The 12,814-nt window shown below is 69.1% G+C and carries 13 protein-coding genes; 8 read left to right on the top strand and 5 right to left on the bottom strand.

Annotated elements, in window-relative coordinates; all coding sequences use genetic code 11:
* Position 1: 1 nt before the first annotated feature.
* Genes OHA18_RS07730 through OHA18_RS07710 form a run of 5 tightly spaced genes read left to right on the top strand, consistent with a single transcriptional unit; the run spans position 2 to position 3,006 of the window.
* Positions 2-211, top strand: a complete 210-nt coding sequence (locus OHA18_RS07730; RefSeq protein ID WP_329003117.1) for a hypothetical protein — start codon at positions 2-4, stop codon at positions 209-211.
* On the top strand, positions 204-935 hold the full coding sequence (locus tag OHA18_RS07725) for a GOLPH3/VPS74 family protein (RefSeq protein WP_329003115.1): 732 nt from the start codon (positions 204-206) through the stop codon (positions 933-935). Before OHA18_RS07730 ends, OHA18_RS07725 begins: the two co-directional genes overlap by 8 nt.
* Positions 936-995: 60 nt before the next feature.
* On the top strand, positions 996-1,355 hold the full coding sequence (locus OHA18_RS07720) for a GntR family transcriptional regulator (protein WP_329003114.1): 360 nt from the start codon (positions 996-998) through the stop codon (positions 1,353-1,355).
* A complete protein-coding gene (locus OHA18_RS07715) occupies positions 1,355-2,257 on the top strand; it encodes an ABC transporter ATP-binding protein (RefSeq protein WP_329003113.1) in 903 nt (300 codons plus the stop codon). The genes OHA18_RS07720 and OHA18_RS07715 overlap by 1 nt, the downstream gene beginning before the upstream one ends.
* A complete protein-coding gene (locus tag OHA18_RS07710) occupies positions 2,254-3,006 on the top strand; it encodes a hypothetical protein (RefSeq protein ID WP_329003112.1) in 753 nt (250 codons plus the stop codon). The genes OHA18_RS07715 and OHA18_RS07710 overlap by 4 nt, the downstream gene beginning before the upstream one ends.
* Positions 3,007-3,405: 399 nt before the next feature.
* Here the strand turns inward: OHA18_RS07710 and OHA18_RS07705 are convergent, their stop codons facing one another.
* From OHA18_RS07705 to OHA18_RS07690, 4 genes are all read right to left on the bottom strand, one after another.
* A complete protein-coding gene (locus OHA18_RS07705) occupies positions 3,406-6,096 on the bottom strand; it encodes a glycogen debranching protein (RefSeq protein WP_329003111.1) in 2,691 nt (896 codons plus the stop codon).
* A 43-nt stretch (positions 6,097-6,139) separates the two neighbouring features.
* Positions 6,140-7,144 (bottom strand): LacI family DNA-binding transcriptional regulator, encoded by a 1,005-nt coding sequence (locus tag OHA18_RS07700; RefSeq protein WP_329003109.1) that lies wholly within the window; start codon positions 7,142-7,144, stop codon positions 6,140-6,142.
* A 93-nt stretch (positions 7,145-7,237) separates the two neighbouring features.
* On the bottom strand, positions 7,238-8,014 hold the full coding sequence (locus OHA18_RS07695; RefSeq protein ID WP_329003107.1) for an LLM class flavin-dependent oxidoreductase: 777 nt from the start codon (positions 8,012-8,014) through the stop codon (positions 7,238-7,240).
* A gap of 130 nt (positions 8,015-8,144) precedes the next feature.
* Positions 8,145-8,885 carry an SDR family NAD(P)-dependent oxidoreductase gene (locus tag OHA18_RS07690; protein ID WP_329003106.1) on the bottom strand — a complete coding sequence of 247 codons (741 nt, stop codon included), beginning with the start codon at positions 8,883-8,885 and terminating at the stop codon, positions 8,145-8,147.
* Positions 8,886-9,004: 119 nt separating this feature from the next.
* On the opposite strand from OHA18_RS07690, the gene OHA18_RS07685 reads away from it, so the two are divergent.
* Genes OHA18_RS07685 through OHA18_RS07675 form a run of 3 tightly spaced genes read left to right on the top strand, consistent with a single transcriptional unit; the run spans position 9,005 to position 11,558 of the window.
* Positions 9,005-10,501: an AlkA N-terminal domain-containing protein gene (locus OHA18_RS07685; protein WP_329003104.1), complete on the top strand. Its 1,497-nt coding sequence runs from the start codon at positions 9,005-9,007 to the stop codon at positions 10,499-10,501.
* A gap of 2 nt (positions 10,502-10,503) precedes the next feature.
* A complete protein-coding gene (locus OHA18_RS07680) occupies positions 10,504-11,058 on the top strand; it encodes a GNAT family N-acetyltransferase (RefSeq protein ID WP_329003103.1) in 555 nt (184 codons plus the stop codon).
* Positions 11,055-11,558: a methylated-DNA--[protein]-cysteine S-methyltransferase gene (locus tag OHA18_RS07675; protein ID WP_329003101.1), complete on the top strand. Its 504-nt coding sequence runs from the start codon at positions 11,055-11,057 to the stop codon at positions 11,556-11,558. The genes OHA18_RS07680 and OHA18_RS07675 overlap by 4 nt, the downstream gene beginning before the upstream one ends.
* Positions 11,559-11,599: 41 nt before the next feature.
* Here the strand turns inward: OHA18_RS07675 and OHA18_RS07670 are convergent, their stop codons facing one another.
* Entirely contained in the window at positions 11,600-12,814 is a 1,215-nt protein-coding gene (locus tag OHA18_RS07670) for a cation:proton antiporter (protein ID WP_329003100.1), read from the bottom strand.

Here is a 12,814-nt window from a genome sequence, read left to right as displayed (position 1 = left end):
CGTGGCTGCCGAACGCAAGAAGATCCTGCTCCGGCTGGATCCCGTGGTGCACGACGCGCTGGCCCGCTGGGCGGCCGACGACCTGCGCAGCACCAACGCACAGATCGAGTTCCTGCTCCGCCGGGCGCTGGCCGATGCCGGCCGCCTCCCCAAGGACGTAGGCAAACTCCGCCGCCCGGGGCGCCCTCCGAAGGAGGAAGACGATGAGTAGAAAGAACGCGACGATCGTGCCGCGCGGGCCGGCTGGTCCGGCCGGTGCTGGGCGGGGTGGTGTCCGGGCCGTTCGGAAGCCTGTTGCTTTGGGCAACTTGCAGGTACCGGACTCCTTGGCTGCAAGGATGTTTCTGCTGGCCTACGATCCGGAGCGGGGGCGGCTGACTGCCAGGTCGAAGCTCGGCAAGGTACTGCGCGCAGCCGCCTTGGTGGACCTGCAGCTGTCCGGAAACCTTGTCGACGAGGACGGTCGTGCGCGGGTGACCAGGGCGATGGCTCCGACGGACCTGGTGCTCGCAGCGGTGCTCGAGGAGGTTCGTGGGGCGGGGCCGCGGCGGTGGCGGCACTGGATCGATCGGCGGCCGGGGGCGACGGTACGCCGGGTCCGCGACGAACTCGATCGCGCCCGCCTGATCAAGGTCGAGCCACGCCGCATCCTCGGCATCTTCCCGGCCGACCGCATCACCGTCCGCCAGCCGCTGATGCGCCGGCAACTCCTCCAGGCCGGCCACGACACCCTCCGGGCTTCGCGACTCGTCTCCCGGGTGGACCTCCGCGACGCGTCGATCGTCGTCCTCGCATCCACCGCCGACCTGCGCGCGGTCGTCAGCAAGGACCAGCGGATCCGCCACAAGGACCGCCTGGCGCAGCTCGCGGTCCGCGTCGGCCCCGTCGTACCGGCGTTGAAGAAGTCGCTGCAGCAGGCGCAGTACTCGGCCTGACCCTGGGCCGGTGCTATGGTTCGTTACTCAAGTAACCAACCGAGGAAGGGGGTGGGGGTTGTGTTCGACGACCGGAGTCCGATCTACCTGCAGATCGCCGAGCAGATCAAGAACGACATCGTGACCGGCGCGCTGGCCGAGGACGAGCAGGTGATGTCGACCAACCAGTACGCCGCCTTCTACCGGATCAACCCGGCCACCGCCGCCAAGGGGTTCGCGCAACTGGTCGACGAGGGCGTGCTGTACAAGAAGCGCGGGATCGGGATGTTCGTCGCGCCGAACGCCCGCGACCTGCTCCGCACCGGCCGCCGCGACTCGTTCTTCGCCGACGTCGTCGACCCGATGATCCGCGAAGCCAAAGCCATCGGCATCCCCCTGAAAGACATCCTCCAACACATCCGTACGTATGGAGACGCCTGATGACCGCCCTGACTGTGAGGACCGAGGATCTATCGGTCCGGTTCGCCGGTGCGCCGGCGCTGGATCGGCTCGATCTGCGGCTGGCGCCCGGGAAGATCCACGGGCTGCTCGGCCGGAACGGGTCCGGCAAGAGCACGCTCGCCGCGACCCTGGCCGGGTTCCGCCGGCCCGACGAGGGCCGGGTGCTGATCGAGGGCGGCGACCTCGGTACGGCGCAGCAGCCGTACGAGAACGCCGTCGTCACCAGCCGGGTCTGCCTGATCCGCGAGTCCGGTGACATCCCCGACGCCGCACCGGTCAAACAGGCGATCGGCCTCGCCGCAGCGCTGCGCCCGTACTGGGACGCCGACTTCGCCGCCGACCTTCTCGATCGCTTCGAGGTCCCGCTGAACAAGAAGATCCAGAAGCTCTCCCGCGGTAAGAAGTCCGCGCTCGGCGTCGTCCTCGGCCTCGCCAGCCGGGCCCCGCTGACGATCTTCGACGAGAGCTACCTGGGGATGGACGTCCCGTCGCGGAACCTCTTCTACGACGCCCTGCTCGCCGACTACACCGAGGTGCCGCGCACGATCGTGCTCTCCACCCATCTGGTCAGCGAGGTCAGTGCACTGCTCGAAGAGGTCGTCATTCTCGACAACGGCCGCCTCGTCACCCAGGCGCCGGTGGACGCACTCCGCGGCCGCGGAGCCTCGATCGTCGGTCCGGCCGCGGCGGTCGACAAGTTCACCGCCGGCTTCACCGTGCTCGCGGAGGAGCGGCTCGGCGGCACCAAGTCCACCACGATCCTCGGTGACCTCGACCCGGCCTTCCTCGGACAGGCCGCCGCGGCCGGCCTCGAGATCGGCCCGGTCGGCCTGCAGGACCTCTTCGTCCACCTCACCGCCCCGGCAGGAGCCCGATCGTGAGTACTGCGACGCTCCCGCGGGGAGCCACCGACCGGTATCGCCTGCAGAAGGTCCTGCTCTCGATGACCGTCGGCCTCCGGCAGATGCTCGTCGGCTACTGGCTGGTGATGGTGGTCGCGTTCCTGCTGGTGGGCGTTGTCATCCAGCTCGCGAACGGCGGCGTGGACCACAGCATGTGGGACTACGGCTCCGCGTCGCCGACGTACTTCTCGATGGCCGTCGGCATCATGATCACCCCGGCGTACTTCGCGCTGCTGGTGGCGCAGGGGATCACCCGGCGGATGATCTCGGTTGCCGCAGGCATCTATCTCACCGGCGCCGCGGTCGCCACCGCGCTGGTGTGGGTGGTGGTCTATCAGATCGAGCATTTGCTCTACAGCTGGCAGGGCTGGAGGGAGACCCTCAGCAATCCGCACCTGTTCACCAGCACCTCGCAGGTCGGGCTGATCTTCGCCGAGTTCTTCCTGCTGGTCCTGTCGCACGAAGCGACCGGCTGGTTGCTCGGCATCACGTTCGTCCGGTTCGGCTTCTGGCGCGGTGTGCTGCTGCTGCCGCTGGCTCTGATCCCCGGGGTGGTCGGTGAGTTCATGGTCGTGCCTCAGTTGCTCGGGGGCATCCTGTCCACCACCGGATATCACCGTCCGCCACTCGCCGTCGCCGTACCTTCCGTCCTCGTGGTCAGTGCGCTCGGTGTGTACGCCGGGTATCGCATTCTGCGACCGATGGCGCTCAAACCCGCTAAGGGCTAAGACACGTTATGCACAGGGGGTGTGCATAACTGCGACGGTTTCTGTGGATGGTTGCGTGTTCACTGTGGACGACCAAAACTGTTGCCAGGAAAGGCTTGTGCGACCCCGTCCGAAGAGCGTAGAAATGTCGACACGCCGCTTCGGACTGGAGTGGCGGGTCGAACGGAAACCGAGGGCCCTGGCGGTGGGGATCCCTACCGAGGTAGACCGGTGACGGGGTCTGCCGGCCTCTACGGACCCGTATCGGGAAGCTGGAGACGTCACCTTCCTTCAGCTGGTGCGGGCCCCTCCGACTCATACTCGGAGGGGCTCGCCTTCTGTTGTTCGGCAGAACTGACCGGTGCCGGAAAAGGAACCCCGAGGCCGCGAACGACCTCGGGGTTCCTCAGTGCTGGTCTCTCAGCGGAGCGTGATCCTCAGCTCGGTGTGAGAGCCCTTGGCCGGCACCTGGACCTCGGTCCCGCGGCTGGTGGTGACGAGCTTGTACTGCGCCGTCCGGCCGTCGACCGTGACGCTGTTCACCTTCGCCCCGGACGGCAGTACGGCGCCGACCGTGAGTGCCGCACCGACGCCCTTCGCGGTCACGTCGGTCGACAACGCCTTACCTGCAAGGCGTGCGGACACGTCGACGGAGCCCCGACCGACCCGGATGTTGCTCCCGGCCACCTTCTGCTGGCCTTCCGGCAGCTGCGGAACCACCGCGATCCGGCCGTGGCCGAGGTCGGGGTCGACGCCGAGCTGCTGGTGGATCACCGGCCAGAGGATGCCGTACGCGCCCCACGCCTGCAACGCCATCGAGCGGTCGTACATCGGCCGGCCGATGTTTGCCGCTGAGTCCGGCGACGGTGCGATCTCCGGCATCGCGCCGGGCGTCTCCCAGACCGAAGGATCGAGCTGGATCCGGGCGTTGCCGGTGGTGTACGCCTGCTGCTGCTTCGTGCCGAGGCGACCGAAGTTGCCTTCCGCAACGGCCATGATCGACGTGTTCAGGCCGAAGATGCTGCGCTCGCTCTTCACCGTCGACACCACCGGATCGCAGGTCGCGCCCGGGTTGCCGGCCGGGTCCGAGGTCGCGCCGGTGCCGGTGTGGAACAACCCGAATTCCCCTGTGTAGCAAGGAGTTTCACGCTGGGCGAGCGCGGTGTCGGCGTTGGCCTTCGAGGCGAGCGGTGACGCCGGCTGTCCTGGCCGGGTGAATACTGCCTCCATCGGCGTGACGCCGATCCAGTGCCGCTGGAAGATCGGCGTGTTGTCGTTCGCCGGGTTGGCCGGGTCGTCGATCGAGTCGGCGTACCCCATCGCCTGCGGCACCCACCACTGCGCCTCGAACCGCGACTCGAGGTCGCCGGCGCGGGTGGTCGCCCACTGCTGCACCTTCGAGTCGTGCTTCGACGCGGCCAGGTCGGCGAGGTCGCGCAGACCGCGGATCAGGTAGACGGTGTTGTCCAGCTTCTCCACGCCCATCCCGGTCCGCTCGACGTTGCCGAGACCCTCGGGCCAGCCGTCGCTGTCCTTGTCCAGCTCGCGGTACACGTACTGCAGGTTGCGGACGCTGAAGTCGTACATCTCGTCGCGGAACTTGTTGTCACCCGTCCACCGCCACAGCAGCGCGACCGTGCTCGGGAACTTCACCGTCTCGTCGGTGTTGCCCGCGCTCTGGTTCGAGCCGAAGTACACGGCACCGGTCGGAGTCACCTCGTGCGCGACCTTGCCGCTCCGGTTGTTCAGGATGTCGCTGACGTCGCGCAAGGCGCGCAGGTGCGACTTCACGGTGTCGAACTGTCCCGCTGCCACCGCGGCGAACGCGGTGTACTCGCCGTCGGTCGCGAACAGCCACGGATAGTCCGGGAAGCCGGCGCCGAACCAGCGGGCCGTGTCGACCGTCCCGGCCGGTGCCGGGTAGTCCTTGCCCTCGTTGACGTCCCGGATCTGCAGGTTGTTCGCCTGCTGCACCGAGTCGGCCAGGTTCTGCTTGCTCCATTCGACGCTCTGCTGCAGCAGACGATCACCAGGAAGGTCCACTGCGGACTGCGCGTCGATCTGCTTCCGCGCGGAGGTCTTTGCCTGCAGCAACTTGTCGGGGTTGCTCAGGGCCTTGCCATACTCGCGCTCCGCGGCCTGGCTGCCCTCATCCGATCCGGCCACCGCGAACCAGATCGTCTTCTGCTGACCCGCGGCGAGCTTCACGTCGTACGTGAGCCGGCCGCCGGTGCCCTTGCCGAAGGCGGTGTCGTCGCAGCGCGCCGGCGCCGTACCGTCGGCCGGGCAGATCACTGCCGGGTCCTGTGGTCCACGATGGTCCGGACCAAGTGCGTGGCCCGTCGGACGCAGGGACGATCCGACGAACGCGGCGTAGTCGTGGGCGGTCGCGTTCGGGTACGACGGGGTGCCCTGCTCGCGGAACCGGAGCGCACCGTCGGTGTAGTCGCCGGTGTCGGGCAGGTTGGCGTCCGTCGCGCTCGGAGTGGTCCAGCCCCACGGGTAGGACTGCATCAGCTCGGAGTGCGCGTCCACGTCGAGCTTGACCGTCTTCGCCGTACTCGAGCTGAGCGTGAGGCCGACCAGCGTCGCGCGGACCCCGTCGGGGACGAAGTCGGTACGGCGGACGTTGACCGCGCCGGAGTAGTCGATCCGGCTGTAGCCGTGGCCGCTGGTGTACTTCGCGGCGGCGACGTCCTTGCCGAGCCAGTTGCCGTCGAGACCGAACCAGATGCCGTCGAGCAGCTTGATCGGCTGGCTCCAGAAGCCACCCATCTCGCCGCGGATGTGCCAGCCGGCCGCAGGGTAGAGGCCGGACTCGTCGCCCATCGCGTAGGCCCGGTCGCCGACGACCAACGACCGCCGGTCAGCCAGCCGGGTGGTGGTCGAAAGCTCGGACCCCCCGGATGCTGCCGCGGCGGTCGCAGCTCCCGCGGTTGTGGAGCCGGTGGTCGTGGAGCCGGCCGTGGACGGTCCGGCGAGCGCGGAGGCGGTGCCGGCGAGGACGGTCGCTGCGGCGAGCAGCGCGATGCCGGCGGTCCGGCGTACCGGTCTGCGACCGGGTGGACCTGAGGTGCTCCGGCTGCTTGGTTTGGTCGGATGGGGAGTCATGGCGGTTCCTCCTTCTCGCGGCGCCCGGGGGACAGCGCCGAGGTCAGCCAGGGGCTGAGCTGCCCCTGATCACCAGTTCTGGCTGCAGCAGACGTTCGACCGGCCTGCCGTCGGCCGGGCCGGTCAGGATCTTGATCAGTTCCGCGGCGATCTCGTCCATCGGCTGCCGGAGACTCGTCAGGCCGGGGGAGACGACATCGGCGAGCGGCGAGTCGTCGAAGCCGGTGATACCGATCTCGCGGCCGGGCGTGATGCCACGGCGGGTGAGCTCGCGCAAGGCGCCGAGCGCAAGAACGTCGCTGAGGGCAACGATCCCGTCCAGCTCGCGGCCGGCGTCGAGCAATGCCGCCGTCGCACGGGCGCCTTCGTCGAGGCTGTCCTCGCGGCAGCGGATCGACAGTCCGGTGGTCTGCAGCCCAAGGGATTTGCACTCGTCCCGCCAGCCACCGGCCCGGTCCTCGCCCAGACCGGACGACTTCGGCCAACCCAGGAAGGCGATCCGGCGGCGACCGGTCTCGTACAGATGCCGGACCGCCTTCGCGGAACCGGCCGCGCCGTCGACATCCACCCACGGACCGGGCTGTTCGGATTCCTTCCACACCCGCCCGAAGCTGACGAACGGGATGTCCTGCTCCTTCAGCCAGCCGTGCCGCGGGTCGTGCGTCTCGGTCTGCGACAGCACGAATCCGTCGACGAGCCGGCGCGCATGCAGGTCGTCGTACGTCGGCATGCCGTCGACGCCGGGCGGTGCGGTGAACAGCAGGATGTGCCGGCCGGTGCGTTCGGCGGCGGCGCAGAGGGCGTGCAGGAACTGGTCCATCACCAGATGGGTCTGGTTCGGCCAGTCCGGGACGCAGTACCCGATCAGCTCGACCGCGCTGGTGCGGAGACTGCGGGCGTTACGATTGGGCCGGTAGTTGAGGAGTTCGATCGAGCGGTTCACCCGCTCGAGCGTGTCCGGGCGGAGCCGGTGCGGGGCGTTCAACGCGTTCGACACCGTCTGCACCGACACCTCGGCGTGGGCGGCGACCTGCTTGAGCGTAGCCACAGCGACCTCCCACGGACGTTTTGAACGTTAAAAACATCCGCAGTCTGCCTCGGGGTGTCCGAACCTGTCAACGGTTCGCTCCGGGCTGTGACGTCAGATCGGCGGCGGTCCCTGGCGGACGATCGCCAGCGTCTCGTCGACGGACAGCGGCGGGATCCACCGCCCCCACCAGGTCGCACCCGCTGCCGCGAAGGCCGCCGGATCGACTCCGCTCACCTTCACCGCGATGTCCCGCTCCGCCAGCAATCCGCGGACATCGGCCGGCGTGATCCGCTGCGGCGCGTCCGTACTCCCTTTGTAGGCACACGATCCGTCCCACCGCAGGATCCTCCGCCGGACCGTGGGCACGAGAAAGTTGCCTCCTACCCAGATCGGGATCCTCGGTCGCTGCACCGGCCGCGCCGTCAACTGCACGCCGTCCAGTCGATAGTGCTTCCCCGTGAAGCTCACCGGCTGCCCGGTCCACAGCCGGTCGATCAGCTCCAGCCCCTCGTCCAGCATCTCCGCCAGCACCTTCGGGCTGTTCCCCTCCATGAACGGGTCGCCCGGGTCCCCGATCCCCACCCCGAGCACGAACCTCCCGTTCGACAGGTGGTCCAGCGCGACCGCCTCCGCCGCCACCTTCCACGGCCGCCGCCGGGGCAGCGGTGTCACGGTCGTCCCGATCCGGATCCGCTCCGTGGCCATCGCCATCGCCGCCAGACAGATCCACGGGTCGTACGTCGGCTGGGACGCGTCCCCCTGGTAGACCAGATAGTCCTCCAGGAACAACGCGTCCCAGCCGCAGTCCTCGACCGCCCGAGCAAGCTCAGCCAGCCCGCGCGGATCCCGCCCCGCCCCCACCGCCCCGACCGTCACCGAAAACTTCACAGCCCGACGCTAGCGATCCCCACCGACAATCAGGAGGCGGATCTCCAGGCCATCACAATCGCGTCCCCCGATGCGGGTCCCGCGTGATAGTCGCCAGGGCGCCTGATTGTGATGGCCTGGGGATCCGGACTCAGGCGGTGTGGCCGCCGTCGATGGTCAGTTCGGTGCCGGTGATGTAGGCGCCCGTCGGGCCCGCCAGGTAAGCGATCGCCGCGGCGACCTCGAGGGGAGTGCCGAAACGGTCCAGGGCCAGGTCCGCGATCTGGGCCGCCGCGAACGGGCCGTCCGCCGGGTTCATGTCGGTGTCGATCGGACCCGGTTGGACGACGTTCGAGGTGATGCCGCGGGCACCGAGCTCGCGGGTCAGCGCCTTGCTGAGACCGACCACGGCGGCCTTACTCATCGCGTACAGGGTCATGCCGGGGCTCGTGACCCGGCCGGCGGCGCAGCTGCCGAGGTGGATCACCCGCCCGCCGTCGGACAGGAGCGGTACGGCGGCCTGCGTGGCGGCGTACACCCCGCGCACGTTGACCGCGAGCACCCGGTCGACATCGGCGAGCGTGAGATCACCGATCGGTCCGATCGCCCCGACACCGGCGTTGTTCACCAGAATGTCCAATCCACCCAGGGATTCCGCGGCCCGCCGTACGCCGTCGCCGACCGCGACCGCATCCGCCGCGTCGACCGCGAGCGCAACGCCACGGCGTCCGAGGCCCTCGATCTCCTTCACCACCGTCGCCGCGGCGTCCGCGGACGCGTTGTAGGTGATCGCGATGTCGGCGCCCCGCTCCGCCAGTGCGATCGCGGTGGCTGCGCCGATCCCGCGGCTGCCACCAGTTACCAATGCCTTCTTGCCAAGCAATTCGTTCATGTGGTCAAGTCCACGCGAAGTCACCCAGTGCTGGCTGGCGGGAATCCGCCACCGGATCCTCGCGTCGCAAATCCGCGACCACCGCCACTGCCATGTCGTAAAACCGCTAGCGACTGTCGGTGGCGACAGGGATGCTGGAGGACGTGTACGAGTGCAGGGAGCGATGTATCCGAGCCGTCCAGTCCAAGGACGCGCGGTTCGACGGGTGGTTCTTCACGGCCGTTCTGACCACGAAGATCTACTGCCGGCCAAGCTGTCCGGTGGTGCCGCCGAAGGTCGAGAACATGCGGTTCTACCCGAGCGCGGCCGCGGCGCAGCAGGCCGGATTCCGCGCCTGCAAGCGGTGCCGCCCGGACGCCAGCCCGGGCTCCCCGGAGTGGAACGACCGCGCCGACCTGGTGGCACGCGCGATGCGCCTGATCGCGGACGGCGTCGTCGACCGCGACGGCGTGCCGGGTCTGGCCGGCCAGCTCGGGTACAGCGTGCGCCAGGTGCAGCGGCAGCTGCTGGCCGAGCTCGGCGCCGGGCCGCTCGCGCTCGCCCGGGCGCAGCGCGCGCAGACCGCGCGGCTGTTGATCGAGACGAGTGATCTGCAGATGGCGGACGTCGCGTTCGCTGCCGGGTTCTCCAGCGTGCGGACGTTCAACGAGACCGTGCAGGAGGTCTTCGCGCTCTCGCCGACCGAGCTGCGCCGGCGCGCCCGCCGGGGTACGACGACTGCCGTGCCGGGGACGATCTCGCTGCGACTCCCGTTCCGGGCTCCGCTGACGCCGGACAACCTGTTCGGCCACCTGATCGCGACCGGGGTGCCAGGCGTCGAGGAGTGGCGCGACGGCCACTACCGGCGCACCCTGCGGCTCCCCCACGGCCACGGCGTGGTCGCGTTGCGGCCGATGCCCGACCACATCGCCTGCCAGCTCTCGCTCACCGATCAGCGCGATCTCGCGATTGCGATCAGCCGCTGCCGGCGGATGCTCGACCTCGACGCGGATCCGGTCGCGGTCGACGACCTGCTCAGCACGGACCCGCTGCTCGCGCCGCTGATCGTGAAGGCGCCGGGCCGACGGGTTCCGCACACGGTCGACGGAGAGGAGTTCGCCGTACGCGCGGTGCTCGGGCAGCAGGTGTCCACCGCCGCGGCGCGGACGCACGCCCACCGTCTGGTGCTCCAGCACGGTGAGCCGATCGAGGATGCGGCCGGTGGACTCACGCATCTGTTCCCGACGATGCAGGCGCTGGCCGGGATCGACCCGGAGACGCTGGCGTTCCCGAAGTCCCGGCGGTCGACGTTGATGACCCTGATCGCGACGCTGGCCGCGGGGGAGATCGATCTCGGCGCCGGCGCGGACTGGGATCGCGCGCGGGAGCAGCTGACCGCGCTGCCGGGGATCGGGCCGTGGACCGTCGAGTCGATCGCGATGCGCGCGCTCGGCGACCCGGATGCCTTTGTGGCCAGTGATTTGGGTATCCGCTACGCCGCTCGTGACCTAGGCTTGCCCGAGGCCCCCAAACTCCTGACCGACCACGCCCGCGCGTGGCGGCCGTGGCGTGCGTACGCCGTGCAGTACTTGTGGGCCACTGGTGACCACGCGATCAACAAGATTCCTGCGGAGTGATCATGACGGAACTGACCACTGACCGGCTGCTGCTACGCAATTGGCGGGACACCGACCGCGAGCCGTTCGCGGCGATGGGCACCGATCCGGCGGTGATGGAGCATTTCCCGGCGACGATGACGCCGGAGCAGTCCGACGCCTTCGTCGACATGGTGCGCGAGAAGATCGACGAGCGCGGCTGGGGCTGGTGGGCCGTCGAGGTGCGCGAGACCGGCGAGTTCATCGGCTTCACCGGGCTGAACGTGCCGGGTTTCGAGGCGCCGTTCCTGCCCGGCGTCGAGATCGGCTGGCGCCTGATGAAAGGTGCCTGGGGCAACGGTTATGCGACCGAGGCGGCCCGCGCCGCGCTGGCGTACGGGTTCGGGCCGGCCGGGCTGGACGAGATCCTCTCGTTCACCACGACGACCAACCTGCCGTCGCAGCGGGTGATGCAGCGGATCGGCATGGTGCACGACGAGCCCGGCGACTTCGACCACCCGCGCATCCCGGAGGGCCACCGCCTGCGCCGCCACGTGCTCTACCGGATCAACCGCGCGCAGTGGGAGTCCACGCAGTGACGTACGCCGTCATCGACAGCCCGCTCGGTCCCCTCACCTTGGTGGGGACCGACGCGGGCGAGCTGGCCGGCCTCTACATGGACCAGCAGCTCTACCGCCCCGAGGACGACCGCTTCGGCGACCGCGACGACTCGACCCTGCCGGCGGTCGCCGAGCAGCTGGACGAGTACTTCCATCACGGCCGCACGAAGTTCGACGTGCCGATGCACCTGGTTGGCACGCCCTTCCAGCGCCAGATCTGGGTTGCTCTCCAGGACATCCCGTACGGCGAGACCACGACGTACGGCGGTCTCGCCACCGCGCTCGGGCTGAAACCGCAGTCGGCCCGGGCGGTCGGCCTCGCGAACGGCAAGAACCCGATCAGCATCATCATCCCGTGCCACCGCCTGGTCGGCTCGACCGGCAAACTGACCGGCTACGGCGGCGGCCTGCCGCGCAAGCAGGCCCTCCTGGACCACGAACGAACCTGCAGGCACGCACAACCCGCCCGTTGGGCCTGAAAACGCCACCGAAACAGGGGTTATGCCTGCATGGGGAGCCATCAGGTGGTGGTGTTGGCCGTGTCGTCGAGGCGTTCCGTCGCCGGAGCGGTGACCTTGGGTGGTTTGCGGGTGAGGCGGCGGGCGAGCGGCTCGGTGTAGCGGGCGGCGACCGGGCCGAGGATGACGAGGATCAGGACGTACGCCGTGGCGAGCGGACCGAGCTTCGGTTCGACCCCGACCGCGAGGCCGGCGATGACGATCGAGAACTCGCCGCGGGCCACCAAGGTCCCGCCGGCTCGCCAGCGTCCTGCCGTCGAGATGCCGGCGCGGCGGGCAGCGTACCAACCGGTGGCGATCTTGGTGAGCGCGGTGAGAACGGCCAGCCCGAACGCGATCGCCAGCACCGGCGGGATCTTCGCCGGATCGGTGCTCAACCCGAAGAACACGAAGAAGACCGCGGCGAACAGATCCCGCAGCGGAGCGAGCAGATTACGGGCACCGTGTGCGACCTCGCCCGACAAGGCGATCCCGACCAGGAACGCGCCGACCGCCGCCGACACCTGCAGGTGCTGCGCAATCCCGGCGACGAGCAACGTCAGACCGAGTACGACGAGCAGCAGCATCTCGGGGTTGTCGGAGGACACCGCCCGGCTGATCACGCGCCCGTACCGGAGCGCGATGAACAGGACCACGCTCACCGTGCCCAGTGAGATGAGCAGCGTGATGCTCCCGCCCGCCAACCCGACGCCCGCAAGCAACGCGGTGAGGATCGGTAGGTAGACCGCCATCGAGAGGTCCTCGAGCACCAGGATCCCCAGTACGACAGGGGTTTCGCGGTTACCCAGTCGACCGAGGTCCCCGACCACCTTCGCGATCACGCCGGACGACGAGATCCAGGTGACACCGGCCAACGCGACCGCGGCCACCGGACCCCAACCGAGCAGCAGAGCGACGGCAGCACCGGGCAATGCGTTCAGCAGGAAGTCCACCGCGCCGGACACGTACTGCGTCTTCAGCGTGCCGACCAGATCCGATGCGGTGTACTCGAGCCCGAGCAGCAACAGCAGCAGGATCACACCGATCTCGGCGCCGGTGGCAACGAACTCCTCGCTCGCTGCCAATGGCAACAATCCGCCGTGCCCGAACGCGAGCCCGGCCAGCAGGTACAGCGGGATCGGCGAGAAGCCGAGCCGTCCGGCGATGCGGCCGAGGATGCCCAGGGCAAGGATGACCGCGCCGAGCTCGATCAGCAGCGCGGTGATGTTCTCGTGCAT

This window comes from Kribbella sp. NBC_00709, from assembly GCF_036226565.1.
Taxonomy (GTDB): domain Bacteria; phylum Actinomycetota; class Actinomycetes; order Propionibacteriales; family Kribbellaceae; genus Kribbella.
Note: the sequence above shows the minus strand (reverse complement) of the source record. Positions and strands in the feature narration are given on the sequence as shown.

What these genes read in the sequence shown, in the direction of transcription:
- OHA18_RS07725 (WP_329003115.1), top strand. Translation starts at nt 204, where the DNA reads ATGAGTAGAAAGAACGCGACGATCGTGCCGCGCGGGCCGGCTGGTCCG.
- OHA18_RS07715 (WP_329003113.1), top strand. Translation starts at nt 1,355, where the DNA reads ATGACCGCCCTGACTGTGAGGACCGAGGATCTATCGGTCCGGTTCGCC.
- OHA18_RS07705 (WP_329003111.1), bottom strand. Translation starts at nt 6,096, where the DNA reads ATGACTCCCCATCCGACCAAACCAAGCAGCCGGAGCACCTCAGGTCCA.
- OHA18_RS07690 (WP_329003106.1), bottom strand. Translation starts at nt 8,885, where the DNA reads ATGAACGAATTGCTTGGCAAGAAGGCATTGGTAACTGGTGGCAGCCGC.
- OHA18_RS07680 (WP_329003103.1), top strand. Translation starts at nt 10,504, where the DNA reads ATGACGGAACTGACCACTGACCGGCTGCTGCTACGCAATTGGCGGGAC.
- OHA18_RS07670 (WP_329003100.1), bottom strand. Translation starts at nt 12,814, where the DNA reads ATGCACGAGAACATCACCGCGCTGCTGATCGAGCTCGGCGCGGTCATC.